The following is a 15728-nucleotide window of genomic DNA, read 5'->3' on the forward strand; positions in this document are numbered from 1 at the left end:
TGTTGCTTCGTCAGATGTCAGACATCAGACCCAAATAGCAAGCAGACGGAATATCCCCATTTCCCTCGGAAGCGCCGCCCCCAATGCGCCGCTTCCGCCAGATAGAAGGTCGACGATGACTTCACTCTCCATGCCGTCCGCAGGACTGGGCGAACTCGGCGAGCGCACGCTCCGCAAGGTTCGCCGCCGCGTCATGCCGCTGATTGTCCTGCTTTACTTCATTGCCTACCTTGACCGCAATAACGTGGGCTTCGCCAAACTCACCATGAGCGAGGACATCGGCCTCACCGCCGCCGCCTACGGCCTTGGTGCCGGCATCTTCTTCCTGGGCTACGCCCTGCTGGAAGTTCCCAGCAACGCCGGGATGTACCGCTTCGGCGCCCGCAAGTGGCTGGCCAGAATCCTTATCACCTGGGGCATCTTTGCCAGCGCCATGGCGCTGGTCAACGGGGAAAGCACCTATTACATCATCCGGTTCCTGCTGGGTGCGGCCGAAGCCGGCTTCTTCCCCGCGATCCTCTTCTACCTGACCCTGTGGTTCCCCGCCGCCCAGCGCGTCACGGTCCTGGGCATCTTCATCCTCGCCCAGCCCATTTCCAACGCCCTCGGCGCCCCGGTCTCCGGCCTGCTGCTGCAGATGGACGGCATCATGGGCCTGCACGGCTGGCAGTGGCTCTACATTATCGAGGGCATCCCCGCCATCCTGCTCGGCCTGCTGACCCCGATGCTGATGACCGACCGTCCCCGTGACGCCAAGTGGCTCAGCACTGAAGAACGCGAATGGCTCGCCACCACCATGGACGCCGAACTTGCCGCCAAATCCAAGGGCGGCAGCCACAACTTCCTGGCCGGCCTCAAGGACAAGCGCACCCTGACCTACTCGGCCCTGTACTTCGGCCTGGTCTGCGGCATCTACGGCCTGGGCCTCTGGATGCCCACCATTGTGGCCGCCCTTGGCAAGTTCTCCACCGCCGAGGTGGGCTTCATTGTCCTCATTCCGTACTCCATTGCCGCGGTCTTTGTGTACTTCTGGAGCAGGCGGGCGGACCGCACGGGCAAGCGCGCCTGGCACTCCTCCGTCAGCATGGTGCTGGCCGGCATGGGCCTGCTGGCCGCGGGCTACCTGCTTCCGGTCAACCCCATCCTTGCCCTCATCGCCCTGACCGCTGCGGCGATGGGCATCTACGGCGCCATTGCACCGTTCCTGTCCATGCCGTCCGCCGCGCTCACCGGAGCTGCTGCCGCATCCGGGCTGGCGCTGGTGAACTCCCTCGGCAACCTCGGCGGCTTTGTGGCCCCGTACGCCGTGGGCCTGCTCAAGGACGCCACCGGCAACAACCAGAGCGGACTGCTCTTCCTGTCCTTCTGCCTGTGCGTCACGGCAGTGGCCACGTACTTCTACGCCCGGAAGCGGCCTGAGGGCGACGCCGCACTGGACCCGGCAGTTGCCGCTGCGGCAGAAGTCAACGCAGCCAAAGTCTCCTGACCCCGAACCCTGACGAAAGATACACCTGTGACAACCACACCATTTCCTGCCGACCGAACCGTCGTACTGACCGGGGCTGCCTCTGCCCGCGGCATCGGCCGCGCCACGGCGGACCTGATGGCCAGCGAGGGCTGGTCCATCGCGATCCTCGACATCAACGCCGAAGACGCCAAAGCCGCGGCTGCGGAAATCGGTTCCAACCGTGCAGTGAAGGCAATCGGAGTCGGCGCGGATGTTTCCGACGCCGCCTCCGTGGACCGGGCCATCAGCGAAATCGAAGACTCGCTGCCGCCCATCGTTGCCCTCGCCAACCTTGCCGGCATCAGCTCGCCCACAACCTTCATGGAGACCACCGTGGAGGAGTGGGACAAGGTGTTCGCCATCAACATGCGCGGAACCTTCATCGTGTCCCAGCGCGTCCTCAAGGGAATGATTGAGCGCAAGCTCGGACGCATCGTGAGCATCTCCTCGATTTCCGCCCAGCGCGGCGGCGGCACCTACTCCAAGGTGGCCTACAGCGCCTCCAAGGCTGGAATCATCGGCTTCACCAGGGCCCTTGCCCGTGAAGTGGGTGAGTTCGGCGTTACCGTCAACGCGATCGCACCCGGTCCCATCGACACCGACATCATGGGCGGCACCCTCACCGAGGAACGCAAGGCCCAGATGTCGGAGGGCATCATGATGGGAAGGGTGGGTACCCGCGAGGAAGTGGCCGCCCTGATTTCCTTCCTGCTCGGGAAGGACGCCGGCTACATCACCGCCGCGACCTACGACATCAACGGCGGCCTGCAGGTCAGCTGACCTCACAGCCGTGATTCACAGCAGAAGCGCCCCGGCGGGTTCCGTCCGGGGCGCTTCTGCTGTGCCCGTGCCCGTGCCCGGGCATCTGCATCCTGCAGATCCGCATCCGCATCCGGGACATCCCCGCCCTGGCGTCCGGGGGCTGGGCTTCCCGGGTGCCGGTTCCTACACTGGGGTGATGATCACAGTCACCGGAAGTGTGGAAACCAAACTGTCCGCAGACAAGGCCTTTGCCTTCCTGAGCGCGTTCGAGAACACCAGCGAGTGGGACCCCAACACTCCGGTGATGGAAAAGCTGACGCCCGGCCCGGTCGCGGTGGGGCACCGGTACCACGCCGAGTCCGAGTTCCGTGGCAAGCGCCAGTCACTGGAGTACGAGGTAATCGAGCTGACTGAAAACCACATCAAGCTCCGTGGCGAGAACAAATCCGTCACGGCCTTCGACTCCATCGACGTGAGTCCCGCCGCCCAGGGGTCGGTAGTGAAATACACCGCGGAGTTCAGCATCAAGGGGCCGGCAAAAATCGTCCAGCCGCTCCTGAAACCTGCCTTTATGTCCCTGCGGGACCCGGCGCTGAACGGGATCCGGGACACGCTCAACGCCCTGGCCGCCGCCTAGGCTTACGCCGTTACGCCGTGCTTCCCCGGGCATTCCCGGGTGCGCGGGCATGCGGTCGTCATGGTGGACACATTATGACTTTCCCGCAGGTAGGCTGGCATATACCGTTCGGCAGTGAGCGGCCAAGGCGTTCTTTAATGGACTACATGGCCTTTGTGCTGTTCGGGAGGGGGAAGCATTGGCTCACGCCGAAGCCGCGAATGACGAAGTTTTCGCAGACGTCGCGCTGCATCTTCAGGACCTGGTGCTGGACAGTGCCGATGTTGACGAGTTCCTTCGGGACCTGGCCGGCTATGCCGCGGCACGGCTCAGCAGCCAGGACCGGGAAGTTTTCTGCGGCGTTGCCGTCGAAAGGCACAAGAAGGCCACCGCCATAGCCGGCAGCGATCCCTGCATCCGCACCCTCGACCAGCTCCAGGACAAGTACGGCTATGGCCCGGGCATCACCGCCATGCGCACCACGGACACCGTTCTGGTCCCCGATGTGAGCCAGGAAAAGCGGTGGCCCGCGTATGCGAGTGCCCTCTCCCGGCAGGGATTGTTCTCCGCTGTGAGTGTGCCGCTCGTGCTTGGCGAAGACATCCGTGGCGCGCTCAGCCTGTACTGCCGGCGGCTTCAGGCGTTCAGCAGCGAAGACATTGCCACGGCCCGGGCCTTCTCCGGACAGGTTTCAAAAAGCCTGCGGCTGGCCCTGCGGATCGGCAGGTTGCAGGACACCAGGGACAGCATGAGCGCGGCCATGAAATCACGGACTGTGATCGACCTGGCCACAGGTGCCATCATGGCCCAAAGCCATTGCAGCCAGCACCAGGCGTTCAGCGTGCTGCTGCAGGCATCCAACACACGGAACATGAAGCTCAAGGACGTTGCCGCAACCGTGGTTGCATCAATCCCCGGCAGTTCCGGCATCTCGACCTACTTCGACGAGTAGGGTTCCTGTGAGTCGCTGCGTGCCCGGGCCAGCAGGGAGCCACTGAACGGCGCGCGGGACAGCAGCCCTGCTGCAGCACAATGTTCGTTGACGGCCTGGGCCAAAGCGTCCCGGTCCTTTGGAGGAAGGATTGCCAGCCCCGCGCTGTAGTCCCGGATTTCCTCCTCGGAGGCGTCGCCGCCGAGGGCCAGGTGTTCCAGCCACAACTGACCCATGTCCAGGCCGTGCTCCCGTATCACTGCGCCGGTCAAGGCCTGCTGGTCCGCTGCGTCCACCGCTCCGTCCTTTCCTGGAAGTACATCTTTACCCGGTGAAGGTTCGGAGCCGAGGCGCCGCTGGATGGGCGGGGTGGTGACTCTTTTTTCCAAGCCCGGCACTGCGGCGGGATTCCCGGAACCATCCGTGTGGAATGGAAGCACGACGACGGCGCGTTCCACCTTGAGGCGACGGACCTGGGGGAGTGGAGTCCGACGTCGTACTAGCTGCCCACGGCCAGGAGCCGCTGGATCTGCTCTGCAGCATCGCTGTCCGGTGCCGGGGTGTAGACCACAAGATGGAGGTCCGGCCGGTCCGACGGCGAGACCTGGTGGTGCTCCAGCCGGAGGACGCCCACCGACGGGTGGTGGAACAGCCGTTCGCGGGATTCGAAACCCAGGATGTCGTACCGGTCCCAGCTTTCCTTGAATTCCGGACTCGTCTCCTTGAGCCGCTCCACCTGGTAGGCCACGTCCGGATCGCCCAGCCGCTGCCCGGCTTCCGCCCGGAACTCTGCCAGGAACCGCCTGCTGGTGACGTCCCAGTCGGGGAGCAGTTCACGGACATACGGGTCGGTGAAAACCAGCCACAGCAGGTTCCGTTCCGGGGCGGCCACGTTGGCGATGTTGGGATAGAGCGCGGCATAGGCCCGGTTCCAGCCCGTGACGCTCCAGTCCGGGGCAAGCGCGAAGGCCGGGTTGGGGCCCAAGGCATCGAGGAGCCGCTGGATGTGGGCTGGAGCGTCTGCAGCTGCCGGGCCTGCGGACACCGGCGCGGAATAGCCTGCGAGGGACAGGACGTAGGAGCGGCCGGTCTCCGAGAGGTGCAGGGTCCGGGCCACGGCTTCCAGGACTTCCCGCGAGGGCCTGATCTCCCGGCCCTGCTCGAGCCACGTATACCAGGTGACGCTCACGCCGGAAAGGAAGGCCACCTCCTCCCGCCGCAGTCCGCGTTCCCGCCGGCGGGCCACGGGCGGCAGGCCGTACTCCGACCGCAGCGCCTGGTCGCGGCGTGCCCGCAGGAAAAGACCGAGTTCCTTGCGCTTTTCGCCTGCCTCTTTCACGACATCCAACACTAGTACTCTGGTACTCCTGCTACTAGTATCAGCACTGTCTTCCGCCCGCGCGCCCGGGACGGCAGGATCGGTAGCATGCCTCCTCTTCGTTCACGCACTGTCACCCACGGCCGCAACATGGCCGGAGCCCGCGCACTGCTGCGCGCCTCCGGCGTCGCCAACGCGGACATCGGCAAGCCGATCATCGCCGTCGCCAACTCCTTCACCGAGTTCGTCCCCGGCCACACCCACCTCGCCCCCGTGGGCCGGATCGTCTCCGACGCGATCCTCGCCGCCGGCGCCGTGCCGCGCGAGTTCAACACCATTGCCGTGGACGACGGCATCGCGATGGGCCACAGCGGCATGCTCTATTCGCTGCCGTCCCGCGACCTGATCGCCGACTCCGTGGAGTACATGGTGAACGCCCACTGCGCCGACGCGCTGGTGTGCATCTCCAACTGCGACAAGATCACCCCGGGCATGCTCATGGCGGCGCTGCGCCTGAACATCCCCGTGGTCTTCGTTTCCGGCGGACCCATGGAGGCCGGCCGCGTGACCCTGACCGACGGCTCCGTGCGCTCCCTGGACCTGGTGAACGCGATCGCCGACGCCGTGGACGAGTCCATCTCCGATGAAGACATCAACCTCATCGAAGAGAATGCCTGCCCCACCTGCGGTTCCTGCTCCGGCATGTTCACCGCCAACTCCATGAACTGCCTTACCGAGGCCATCGGCCTGTCCCTGCCGGGCAACGGCTCCGTGCTGGCCACCCACACCGCGCGCAGGGCGCTGTATGAGAAGGCCGGAAGCACCGTCGTCGAGCTGGTGAAGCGCTATTACGACGGCGACGACGACTCCGTGCTGCCGCGCTCCATCGCCACCGCCAAGGCATTCGACAACGCCATGGCGCTGGACATTTCCATGGGCGGCTCCACCAACACCATCCTGCACCTGCTCGCCGCGGCCCAGGAGGCGGGCGTGGACTACGGCCTGGCCGAGATGGATGCCAAGTCCCGCCAGGTGCCCTGCCTGGCGAAGGTGGCCCCGAACGTGGCCAAGGACAAGACCTACTACATGGAGGATGTGCACCGCGCCGGCGGCATCCCCGCGCTGCTGGGCGAGCTGAACCGCGGCGGCCTGCTGCACAAGGACGTCCACTCCGTGCACTCCGCCGACCTGGACGGCTGGCTGGACGACTGGGATATCCGCGGCGGCAAGGCAACCGACGAAGCGAAGGCCCTCTGGCACGCAGCCCCCGGCGGCGTCCGCTCCTCCACCGCGTTCTCCCAGTCGAACGAGTGGACCTCCCTGGACACCGACGCCGCGGAAGGCTGCATCCGCTCCGTGGAACACGCCTACTCCAAGGACGGCGGCCTGGCCGTGCTCCGCGGCAACGTGGCCGTCGACGGCGCCGTGGTGAAGACCGCCGGCGTGGACGAGTCCATCTGGACCTTCTCCGGCCCGGCCGTGGTGTGCGAGTCCCAGGACGAGGCCGTGGAAAAGATCCTGAACAAGACCGTCAAGGAAGGCGACGTGGTGGTCATCCGCTACGAAGGCCCCCGCGGCGGTCCGGGCATGCAGGAAATGCTCTACCCGACGTCGTTCCTCAAGGGCCGCGGCCTGGGCAAGAAGTGCGCCCTGATTACGGACGGCCGCTTCTCCGGCGGCACCTCCGGCCTGTCGATCGGCCACATCTCCCCGGAGGCCGCCTCCGGCGGCACTATCGCCCTGGTGGAGGACGGCGACATCATCAGCATCAACATCTCTCAGCGCTCAATGCAGCTGGAGGTCTCCGACGAGGTCCTTGCCGAGCGTCGCGAGAAACTGGAAGCCAATGGCGGTTACAAGGCCAAGAACCGGGACCGCCTGGTCTCCCCGGCCCTGCGCGCCTACGCCGCCATGGCTCTGTCCGCGGACAAGGGTGCGGTGCGGGATGTCTCGCTGGTGGAGAACCTCGTCTAGGTCTTCCCGGGCCCGGGGCGCGTCTTACGGCTGGAAAGGTTGGCTGGTGCGGAAGCGCGCGAAGCCGGCGTGGAGGTCGTGGACCGTGACGGAACCGGTGCCGAGGAGCTGTGCTTTCGCCCGAAGCCGGGCCAGCAGCTCCTCGGTGGGGCGGCCGAATATCTCGATGGATTTCATGATGATCAGCGGCGCAACCGGCGGGAACCTGGCGCCGGCCACCTTCAGGTGCAACTCCAGCGAGGCTAAATCCGAGTGCAGATGGAGGACCTTCATGGTGGATCCGTCGTCGGAGAAGTAGACGCTGTAGGAGAGGATCCGGGGCTCGTTCTGCTCAACGAAGGCCGCCAGTTCCGCCATGGCTTCCTTGAGCTCCCCAAGTTTGCCCGGGCGGACCTCCGAGGTGTCCAGGTATGCGATGAAATTGCCCATCCCGTCCTCCCGGTGCAGGCAAGGCTGATTGTTGGCGCTGCACCAACAATTGTCCTCCCTGTCTGCGAGGATGTGCGAAGGAGAATTCCCAGGAGGATCATTGCCGTACACCGTTGATTTCAAGAACGTGTCCACCGTGGGGCTGGAGTCCTCACCCGTCGCGGAGGCGCTGGCCGGGCTGCGTGCCAACGAGGCCCGCTACTACAAGAACAAGTACGGCCACGACTTCACGGTCACGCCCGCGGAGGAGGCGCCGGAGACGCTGGAATACGTGAAGAACATCCTCGCCACCGAGCGCAACCTCGTCATCTCATCGCGCCCGCTTGAGGTTTCTTCCTTCGAGGTGGGCGGGCTGCGGATGGCGTACGTGTTCTACGAATCCGGCCTGTCCATCAACGTTATGTACAGCATCGAGGACGGCGGGAAACGGGCGGTTGGTTTCAAGCTCTCCGACGGCATGGAGATTCCCGAGGAACTGGCGTCCACCTTCAAGTTCGCGCGCCAGAAGTCGAAGCTCGCCGGCACCATCAGGGGCTCCTACTTCGTGATCAAGGGCCAGTACTGAAGCGGGGACGGCTCGGCCACGGAGGCCAACCGCCCGCCAACACGCCAGCATGCAAGTAGGTCGTGCCGTCTCTTGCTGCAGTTCCTCCGGATGAGCGGCTGGACAAGCTCCACGAGGTCGCGCAGTGGAGCTTCCGGGACAGCGCCTGCGAGGCCCCACCGGTTGCCCGCAGCGGGAAAGGCCGGCTGGACTGGCAGCTGTTTGTCCCCACCGCCGCGTACCTAGTCGACGTCGTCGGATTCTCCCGCAAGTGGCTGCTGGATGTCCGCGCCGATCAGTAGGAGAACGGTGTCATCACCAACATCTCGCCGTCGCCGGGTCCGGAGGTTACATCGGCTGATTCACGGGCATCTTGAACCTCGCCGCGGGCACGCCCGAAGCATTGACCGCCCTGGAATTCCTCGCGAAGGTGCTGGGCTCGGCGAAAGGCGCCTGAAGCACGGTGGCCTAAGTGGATCCTAGGTGTGGGCGATGTCCGCCGGAGGGGCCAGCGGAGCGTTGCCCGCCCCGCCCTGGCTGCTTGACCAGATCTGGCCCATTTCTTCGGTGGACTGCTCCACAATCCTGCTCATCGCTGCGTGCGCTGCGCCCGCCTCGCCGCGCTGGATGGCGCTGGCAACATCTACATGCAGCTGCAGGGCTTCGTGGTGCGGCAGATGGGGCATCAGGCCATGTTCCGTCCGGCCGGTGAGGACCTCCGCCACAAGGTTCTGCAGCTGGGAGAACATTGCATTACCGGAAGCTTTGAGTATTGCGGCATGGAACTCCACGTCCAGCCGGAGGAATTCCTCCTGGTCTCCGCGTTGGCCGGCGGCCCACAGCTTGGCCGCAAGGGAAACGAGCTCGCTGCCGGCGTCCCAGGAGGCCCGTTCGGCGGCGAGGCGCGCGGCCTGCGGCTCGATGGCTCCGCGAAGTTCATTGAGGGACTGCAGCTGCTCCAGCCGGCGGGCGGAAGCCAGGCGCCAGCGGATCACTTGGGGATCGTAGAGATTCCAGCACTCTTCAGGCTGCACAACTGTCCCAAAGCGCCGCCGGGATTCCAGCATGCCTTTTGATGACAGCACCCGGGCGGCCTCACGGACCACGGACCGGGATACATTGTGCTGCCCCTCCAGCTCATCCAGCCGCAGTACGGAGTGCGGGGCCCAGCGCCCATCGGCGATGCCGAGCCCCAGGCTTTCGACCAGCGCCGCATGCAGGTCGGTAGGGGACTCCGCCTTTGGGATTTTCATAAATAAATCATACGGCTCACTGGCAAGGGGTTGTCTAAGTCTGCCTTATTTCCCTATGATCGCTTCCAAGACAGATGTAAAGATGCATTTGTAGGGCGGCTGGACAGTGACGTCAGCCCTCGGAAAGCAAAGGGAGTCGTAATGAAGCGACGTTCAATCGTGAAGTATGCGGCAGTCGCCGCAGCACTTTCGCTGGGGCTGACTGCCTGCAGCGGTGGCGGCGGCAGCACGGACGCCAAGGAATCAGGCACGGTGCGGGTGACGCTGGCCAACCATGTCTGGACTGAAGGCATCAAGGCAGCCATTCCCGACTTCGAGAAGTCCAGCGGGCTCAAGGTGGAGCTGACCCAGCTCGGCGAGGACCAGCTCTCGGACCAGTACAACGTCAAGCTCAACGCGGGCAGCGATGAGATCGACGTGATGATGTACCGCCCGCTCCAGGAAGGCAAGGCATTCGCCAAGAACGGCTACCTTGCTGACCTGACCGAAAAGGTGTCCTCCGATTCCGGCTGGGACTGGAAGGACTACCAGGAAGGCCCGGTCAAGGCCACCACCGCCGACGGCAAGGTCGTCGGCGTCCCTATCATCACCGAGCGCGAGGTCCTCTACTACCGCAAGGACCTGCTGCAGGCCGCCGGACTCCAGGTTCCCAAGACCATGGAGGAGCTTGAAGCGGCGGCCAAGGCCATCAAGGCGTCCAACCCCGACATCGCCGGCTTCGTGGCCCGCACCGGCAAGTCCGCGGCCGTCACCCAGTTCTCCAGTTTCCTGTACAGCTTCGGTGGCGACTTCACCGACTCCAGCGGAAAGTCTGCCGTCAACTCGGACGCGGCAAAGAAGGCCTACGGATACTACGGCGGCCTCATCAGGAACTACGGCCCCGCCAACGTCAGCACCGACATGAGCTGGCCCGAGGCCATGGCAATCTTCACCCAGGGCAAGGCCGCCTTCTACACCGAGGCGGACTCGCTCTACAAGAACGCCACTGATCCGGCCAAGTCCAAGGTGGCGGACTCTGTAGGTTTCGCAACCCTGCCGGCAGGTCCCGCAGGTTCCAAGCCGTACAACATCCCCTCATGGGGCTTGGCGGTCAACGAGGCGTCCAGCAACCAGGACAACGCGTGGAAGTTCATCCAGTGGGCCACGGGCAAGGAACGCACCCTGGCCGCGCAGAAGGCCGGTGTCCCCGGACCCCGGACTTCCGTGTGGTCGAACCCAGAGGGTACGTCCACCTACCCCAAGGACCTCGCCGAAGCCATCGCCGTCAGTGCGAAGAACGGTGTGGGCCATGACCGTCCGCAGGTTGTGACCGTGGGCAAGGCCAGGGAAATCGTGGGCGAGCCCATCGTAGCCAGCATCACCGGCGCCGACCCTTCCGCTGCGGCCGACTCGGCCAACGAAGCCTTCCAGAAGTTCCTGGACGGCGAAAAGAAGTAACGCCACAGGCGCCCGCGCTGCGTCCAGCGCAGCCAGCACCACAGCCCGGCGGGACGGCAGACCCCGGTCGCCGTCCCGCCGCGGACCGCTCCCCCCAACTCCTTAGGTGAACCATGTCCGTTACGAACGCTCCCCGCAGCGCTCCCGCCCGCAGCGCCGGCCGCCCTCCCAGCGTTGGGGGGAACATCTCCGCCTGGTCCAACCGGCACCGCAAATGGCTTTTTGCGGCCCCAGCGATGATCTTCGTCGGCGTCCTGATTGTCTTCCCTCTGGTGTGGACCCTGTACCTGAGCCTCACCGATTCGCAGGGCTCCGTACGCGCCGCCACGGAGTTCATCGGTCTGCAGAACTACCTGACAGTCCTCACTGACACCGAGCGCTTCTGGCCGGCGGTGGGCCGCACGTTGACCTTCACGGGTGTCGCACTGGTCTGCGAGGTTGTGCTCGGTATGGGCATCGCACTGCTCCTGTGGCGTCCCTTCCGCGGTGAAAAGTGGGTCCGCGTGGCCATCCTGCTTCCCCTGGTGGCCACCCCGGTTGCCGTCGGAATGATGTGGCGCCTGATCTTCGATCCCAACATCGGCTTCGCCAACCAGCTGCTCGGAATGATCGGCATTCCGCCGCAGCCCTGGCTTTCCGGCCAGGACACGGCCCTTGGCACCACCATTTTCATGGACGTCTGGCAGTGGACCCCGATGGTGGTGCTGATCCTCCTTGCCGGGCTGACGTCCCTCTCCGATGAACCTGACGAGGCTGCCCGGGTGGACGGCGCCAACGCCTTCCAGCGCTTCTTCTACATCACGCTGCCCCTCATGATGCCCACCGTGATCGTTGCCATCCTGCTCCGCGGCATCGACGCCCTGAAGACCTTCGACATCCTGTACGCCACCAAGGGCAAAGGCGGTGGTTCCTTCAACGAAGTGGAAACCCTGAACGTCTACGCCTACGGCCTGAGCTTCGACTACAACCAGTACGGGCTGTCCTCCGCCGTCCTGATCCTGTTCTTCATGATCATCATCGGCTCGATGTGGCTGCTGACCATGCGCAAGAAAGCGGTAAGCAAATGACCGTCCTGACCCCAACCCAAACATCCGGGAAGCCCCAGGTGCTTCACCGCCGCCGGAAGCCCCTGTCCGTCAGGCTCTACAAGGTCTTCCGGGTTGCAGCCCTCATTGCCGTGGTGCTGTTCCTCCTCGCCCCGCTGTTCTGGATGTTCCTTGCCTCCCTCAAGACCAACGTGGACATCTATGACACAGGCAAGGCCCTGTTCTTCACGCCCACCGGCGAGAACTACGCCAACGTCCTGCAGCGGAACAACTACTTCGTCTTCATCTTCAACAGCTTCTGGGTGGCCTTCGTTTCCACCGCACTGTCCATTGTGCTTGGGGTTCCCGCCGCCTACGCGATGAGCCGGTTCACCATGCACCGCTCCGCCCTCGTGGTCCTGATGGCCCGCGTGATCCCCGGCGTGTCCCTGCTGGTGCCGTGGTACTACGTGTTCTCCAACCTGCGGATGGTGGGCCGGTTCGAGGTGCTGATCCTCAGCCACATGTTCGTTGCCCTGCCGCTGATCGTCTACATCATGATGAGCTACTTCGATTCCCTGCCGCTCGAGCTGGAGGAGTCCGCCCAGGTGGACGGGCTTACCCCGATCGGAGCGTTCCGCCTCATCACGCTGCCCCTTTCCGTCGCGGGGATCGCCACGGCCGGGATCCTCTCGTTCATCTTTTCCTGGAACAACTTCATGTTTGCCCTGGTGCTCTCCGGCTCCAGCACCAAGACGCTGCCCGTGGCCATCTTCGACTTTGTGTCCTACGCCAGCATCGACTGGGGCGGGCTGATGGCCGCTGCCACCGTGGTCACCATCCCGATCATGATCATTGCGCTTTTCACGCAGAAGTACATCGTTTCCGGCCTCACCGCCGGCGCGACCAAGGGCTAGGCCACAGATGACGCTCATCAGCAGGATTGAAACCTTCCTCGTTGCGCCGCGCTGGCTCTTCGTCCGGATCGAGACGGACAGTGGAATTGTCGGCTGGGGAGAAGCTACGTGCGAAGGCCGCAGCGAGACGGTGCGCACCGCCGTCGAGCAGCTCGCCGAACTCCTGATCGGCAACGACGCACTGCGGATCGAGGACCACTGGCAGGTGATGACCAAAGGGTCCTTCTACCGCGGCGGCCCCATCCTGGCCAGCGCCGTCTCGGGCCTGGACCAGGCCCTCTGGGATATCGCCGGCAAGCACTTCAACACCCCCGTGCACCAGTTGCTGGGCGGCCACGTCCGGGACCGCATCCGGATGTACGGCTGGGTGGGCGGCGACGAACCCAACGAGGTGGCCGACCAGATCAGCGCCCAGCTGGAGGTGGGCCTCACCGCGGTGAAGATGAATGCCAGCGGGCGGATGAGTCCGATCGCCTCGGTGGCCGAGCTCGACGGCGTTGTCCGCCGGGTGGCCGCCGCCCGCGAAGTCCTGGGTGAGCACCGGGATGTTGCAGTGGACTTCCACGGCCGCTTCAGCCTCGCCAACGCCCGCCGCGTGGCGCCGCTGCTGGAGCCTTACCGGCCTTTCTTTCTCGAAGAGCCCGTGGTCCCCGAGAACACGCACCTGCTGCGCGAGTTCACGTCGTCCACCACCACGCCGGTCTCCACCGGCGAGCGGCTCTACAGCCGGCAGGAATTCCTGCCGGCGCTGCAGGCCGGCATCGCCGTGGCCCAGCCGGACCTCTCCCATGCGGGCGGCATCACGGAGGTCCGCAAGATCGCCTCGCTGGCCGAGGTCTATGAAGTCCAGCTGGCACCGCACTGCCCGTTGGGTCCGCTGGCACTCGCCGCATGCCTCCAGGTGGGCTTCGCGACACCTAACTTCCTGATCCAGGAACAGAGCATCGGCATCCACTACAACAAAGGCGCCGAGGTCCTGGACTACGTGGTGGACAAAACGCCGCTGAAGTTCGTGGACGGCCACATCGAGCGGCTCACCGGACCCGGCCTGGGCATCGAGATCGACGAAGCCGTGGTCCGGGCCGCGGACAAGCGCGGACACGCCTGGCGGGGCCCGGTCTGGCGGCAGCCGGACGGCGCGTTCGCAGAATGGTGACCGCCCGGGCTGCGGGCACGGACACAGACACCCCTCAAAAGGAGAAGCCCAGAATGGAAAACACCCTGACCCCCGAGGCTCTGCTGGCCGGGGTGCGCCAGGCCAGGCTGGTGGCGATCGTTCGCGGCACAGACGGCCAGGCCGCGGGGAGGGCGGCCCTGGCCGCGATGGAGGAGGGCTTCAAGTACGTTGAAATCGCACTGACGACGCCGGGGGCGCTCACCGCGATCAGCCAGGTTCGCGCCGCTGCACCTGCCGGGTGCTTCGTGGGCGCCGGGACTGTGCTGACACAGCAGGACGCGGAAGACGTCGAGTCGGCCGGCGGCCAGTTCGTGGTCACCCCGTCACTCGCCCCCTCCATTGAGGCAGCGGCCGGGCGGGGGATCGCCGTCCTGGCCGGGGCCCTCACCCCGAGCGAAGCATTCGAGGCGATGAACCGCGGCGCCACGGCAGTCAAGCTTTTTCCCGCCTCCATCGGCGGGCCCGGTTACCTCAAGGCGCTGCGCGACCCGTTCCCGGACATCCCGTTCATCGCGGTGGGCGGCGTCGGGCTCGATGAAGCCGCCGGATACTGGGGAGCCGGGGCCATCGCGGTTGGGCTGGGAGGCCCGCTGTTTGGAGATGCCGGATCCGGGGGCGACCTTGCTCCGATGCGCGGACGCGCGCGCCGCTTTGTTGCCCTTGCCGCAGAGTACAACGGCAGGGCCGCGGAGGACCTGCGGTGACTGCCGCCGTCGGACGCCCTTCTCCGGACCTCCTGACCTTCGGCGAGTCCATGGTGTCGCTGCGCTCCGCCGGGCCGCTTTCCGCCGGCGGCGCCCTCACCATGCACGTTGCCGGCGCCGAGTCGAACGTGGCCGTGGGCGTCGCACGGCTCGGGCACAGCGTCAGCTGGGCCGGCGTTGTGGGTGCCGATCCGCACGGCGAGTTCATCCTCCGCCAGCTCCGTGCCGAGGGAGTGCGGCTGGAGCACCGCGAGGACGCTGCCCGACGGACCGGGGTGATGTTCCTCGAACAACGCACGGCCGACGTGACCCGCGCCTTCTACTACCGCTCCGGCTCGGCAGGGTCAACGCTGTGCCCGGAGGACGTGGAACACGCCCTCCGGGCGGGCGCCCGCATCCTCCACCTGACCGGCATCACGGCCGCCCTCAGCCCCGAGTCCCGGAAGGCCGTGGAGTACGCTGCCGAACGCGCTGCCGCTGACGGCATCATGGTGTCGATCGACGTCAACTACCGCAGCAAGCTCTGGTCCCGGGACGAGGCACGGCAAGTGCTGGCACCGCTGGTGCGGCATGCCGGCATCCTGATCGCTTCCGACGACGAACTTGGCCTGGTTGCCGCCGCGCCGGACGGCGCACCGGGGGCGGACACCAATGAATCGGCGATGGTTGCCGAAATCCTTGGGCTCGGAGTGCGCGAAGTTGTGGTCAAGCGCGGCGCGGCCGGCGCCACCGTCCACACCTCGGAGGGCCGGTGGGACGCCCCGGCCGTCCCGGTCACCAGCATCGACACGGTGGGAGCCGGCGACGCCTTCACCGCCGGATACCTGTCCGCCCTGCTCGACGGCGCCGACGTGGCCGGCCGCCTGCAGCGCGGCGTGCTCACCGGAGCCTTCGCCGTCAGCACCGCGGGGGACTGGGAAGGCCTTCCCAACCGTGCGGAACTTGCCCTGCTGGGAACCACTCCCAGTGGAACCACGCAGCGTTGACCCGTTCGCGGTCCACCCCTGCCCGCACAACCCGCCGCCCCATCGATTAAGAAAGCCTGGATCTGTTGTGAAAATCATTGCTGCCGATGTGTTTGTGACCAGTCCCTCCCGTAACTTCGTGACGCTGCGGGTCACCACGGAGGATGGT

Annotated in this window: 17 protein-coding genes; 13 read left to right on the forward strand and 4 right to left on the reverse strand. The window is 65.6% G+C overall.

Annotated features, from left to right (window positions below; translation table 11 throughout):
- Positions 1-115 precede the first annotated feature (115 nt).
- From U7114_RS15660 to U7114_RS15675, 4 genes are all read left to right on the forward strand, one after another.
- Positions 116-1486 carry an MFS transporter gene (locus U7114_RS15660; protein WP_321215121.1) on the forward strand — a complete coding sequence of 457 codons (1371 nt, stop codon included), beginning with the start codon at positions 116-118 and terminating at the stop codon, positions 1484-1486.
- A 27-nt stretch (positions 1487-1513) separates the two neighbouring features.
- Positions 1514-2287, forward strand: coding sequence for an SDR family NAD(P)-dependent oxidoreductase (locus tag U7114_RS15665; protein ID WP_321215122.1), 774 nt, complete (start codon positions 1514-1516; stop codon positions 2285-2287).
- A 178-nt stretch (positions 2288-2465) separates the two neighbouring features.
- A complete protein-coding gene (locus tag U7114_RS15670; RefSeq protein ID WP_321215123.1) occupies positions 2466-2906 on the forward strand; it encodes an SRPBCC family protein in 441 nt (146 codons plus the stop codon).
- A 178-nt stretch (positions 2907-3084) separates the two neighbouring features.
- Positions 3085-3837 carry a GAF and ANTAR domain-containing protein gene (locus tag U7114_RS15675; protein ID WP_323057879.1) on the forward strand — a complete coding sequence of 251 codons (753 nt, stop codon included), beginning with the start codon at positions 3085-3087 and terminating at the stop codon, positions 3835-3837.
- Here the strand turns inward: U7114_RS15675 and U7114_RS15680 are convergent.
- Positions 3822-4112 (reverse strand): hypothetical protein, encoded by a 291-nt coding sequence (locus U7114_RS15680; RefSeq protein ID WP_321215125.1) that lies wholly within the window; start codon positions 4110-4112, stop codon positions 3822-3824. The two genes, U7114_RS15675 and U7114_RS15680, sit on opposite strands and share 16 nt — an antisense overlap.
- A gap of 203 nt (positions 4113-4315) precedes the next feature.
- Positions 4316-5167 carry a helix-turn-helix transcriptional regulator gene (locus tag U7114_RS15685; RefSeq protein ID WP_416235564.1) on the reverse strand — a complete coding sequence of 284 codons (852 nt, stop codon included), beginning with the start codon at positions 5165-5167 and terminating at the stop codon, positions 4316-4318.
- 75 nt (positions 5168-5242) lie between these two features.
- Between U7114_RS15685 and ilvD the strand changes: the two genes are divergently transcribed.
- A complete protein-coding gene (ilvD, locus tag U7114_RS15690) occupies positions 5243-7108 on the forward strand; it encodes a dihydroxy-acid dehydratase (RefSeq protein ID WP_323057880.1) in 1866 nt (621 codons plus the stop codon).
- A gap of 24 nt (positions 7109-7132) precedes the next feature.
- On the opposite strand, the gene U7114_RS15695 is transcribed toward ilvD, so the two are convergent.
- A complete protein-coding gene (locus U7114_RS15695; protein WP_323057881.1) occupies positions 7133-7537 on the reverse strand; it encodes a hypothetical protein in 405 nt (134 codons plus the stop codon).
- Between the two features lie 100 nt (positions 7538-7637).
- Here U7114_RS15695 and U7114_RS15700 point away from each other — a divergent pair, with 100 nt between their 5' ends.
- Both U7114_RS15700 and U7114_RS15705 read left to right on the forward strand, forming a co-directional pair.
- On the forward strand, positions 7638-8102 hold the full coding sequence (locus U7114_RS15700; RefSeq protein WP_323057882.1) for a phage tail protein: 465 nt from the start codon (positions 7638-7640) through the stop codon (positions 8100-8102).
- Positions 8103-8164: 62 nt separating this feature from the next.
- On the forward strand, positions 8165-8383 hold the full coding sequence (locus tag U7114_RS15705; protein WP_323057883.1) for a hypothetical protein: 219 nt from the start codon (positions 8165-8167) through the stop codon (positions 8381-8383).
- Between the two features lie 177 nt (positions 8384-8560).
- On the opposite strand, the gene U7114_RS15710 is transcribed toward U7114_RS15705, so the two are convergent.
- Positions 8561-9334, reverse strand: coding sequence for a FadR/GntR family transcriptional regulator (locus tag U7114_RS15710; RefSeq protein ID WP_157239603.1), 774 nt, complete (start codon positions 9332-9334; stop codon positions 8561-8563).
- 141 nt (positions 9335-9475) lie between these two features.
- Here U7114_RS15710 and U7114_RS15715 point away from each other — a divergent pair, with 141 nt between their 5' ends.
- From U7114_RS15715 to U7114_RS15740, 6 genes are all read left to right on the forward strand, one after another.
- Positions 9476-10771 carry a sugar ABC transporter substrate-binding protein gene (locus U7114_RS15715; RefSeq protein WP_323057884.1) on the forward strand — a complete coding sequence of 432 codons (1296 nt, stop codon included), beginning with the start codon at positions 9476-9478 and terminating at the stop codon, positions 10769-10771.
- A 113-nt stretch (positions 10772-10884) separates the two neighbouring features.
- Positions 10885-11838, forward strand: coding sequence for a carbohydrate ABC transporter permease (locus U7114_RS15720; RefSeq protein WP_228405109.1), 954 nt, complete (start codon positions 10885-10887; stop codon positions 11836-11838).
- A complete protein-coding gene (locus U7114_RS15725) occupies positions 11835-12713 on the forward strand; it encodes a carbohydrate ABC transporter permease (RefSeq protein WP_157239597.1) in 879 nt (292 codons plus the stop codon). Before U7114_RS15720 ends, U7114_RS15725 begins: the two co-directional genes overlap by 4 nt.
- Before the next feature lie 7 nt (positions 12714-12720).
- Positions 12721-13869 (forward strand): galactonate dehydratase, encoded by a 1149-nt coding sequence (gene dgoD / locus U7114_RS15730; RefSeq protein ID WP_157239595.1) that lies wholly within the window; start codon positions 12721-12723, stop codon positions 13867-13869.
- 53 nt (positions 13870-13922) lie between these two features.
- Positions 13923-14594 (forward strand): bifunctional 4-hydroxy-2-oxoglutarate aldolase/2-dehydro-3-deoxy-phosphogluconate aldolase, encoded by a 672-nt coding sequence (locus U7114_RS15735; RefSeq protein ID WP_323057885.1) that lies wholly within the window; start codon positions 13923-13925, stop codon positions 14592-14594.
- On the forward strand, positions 14591-15580 hold the full coding sequence (locus tag U7114_RS15740) for a sugar kinase (protein ID WP_323057886.1): 990 nt from the start codon (positions 14591-14593) through the stop codon (positions 15578-15580). The genes U7114_RS15735 and U7114_RS15740 overlap by 4 nt, the downstream gene beginning before the upstream one ends.
- Positions 15581-15728 lie beyond the last annotated feature (148 nt).

Source organism: Pseudarthrobacter sp. C1 (assembly GCF_034720455.1).
GTDB lineage: Bacteria > Actinomycetota > Actinomycetes > Actinomycetales > Micrococcaceae > Arthrobacter.

Excerpts from the sequence above, each read along its gene's own strand:
- U7114_RS15715 (WP_323057884.1), top strand. The coding sequence starts at position 9,476 with ATGAAGCGACGTTCAATCGTGAAGTATGCGGCAGTCGCCGCAGCACTT.
- U7114_RS15695 (WP_323057881.1), bottom strand. The coding sequence starts at position 7,537 with ATGGGCAATTTCATCGCATACCTGGACACCTCGGAGGTCCGCCCGGGC.
- U7114_RS15710 (WP_157239603.1), bottom strand. The coding sequence starts at position 9,334 with ATGAAAATCCCAAAGGCGGAGTCCCCTACCGACCTGCATGCGGCGCTG.
- dgoD (WP_157239595.1), top strand. The coding sequence starts at position 12,721 with ATGACGCTCATCAGCAGGATTGAAACCTTCCTCGTTGCGCCGCGCTGG.
- U7114_RS15720 (WP_228405109.1), top strand. The coding sequence starts at position 10,885 with ATGTCCGTTACGAACGCTCCCCGCAGCGCTCCCGCCCGCAGCGCCGGC.
- ilvD (WP_323057880.1), top strand. The coding sequence starts at position 5,243 with ATGCCTCCTCTTCGTTCACGCACTGTCACCCACGGCCGCAACATGGCC.
- U7114_RS15670 (WP_321215123.1), top strand. The coding sequence starts at position 2,466 with ATGATCACAGTCACCGGAAGTGTGGAAACCAAACTGTCCGCAGACAAG.
- U7114_RS15660 (WP_321215121.1), top strand. The coding sequence starts at position 116 with ATGACTTCACTCTCCATGCCGTCCGCAGGACTGGGCGAACTCGGCGAG.
- U7114_RS15735 (WP_323057885.1), top strand. The coding sequence starts at position 13,923 with ATGGAAAACACCCTGACCCCCGAGGCTCTGCTGGCCGGGGTGCGCCAG.
- U7114_RS15725 (WP_157239597.1), top strand. The coding sequence starts at position 11,835 with ATGACCGTCCTGACCCCAACCCAAACATCCGGGAAGCCCCAGGTGCTT.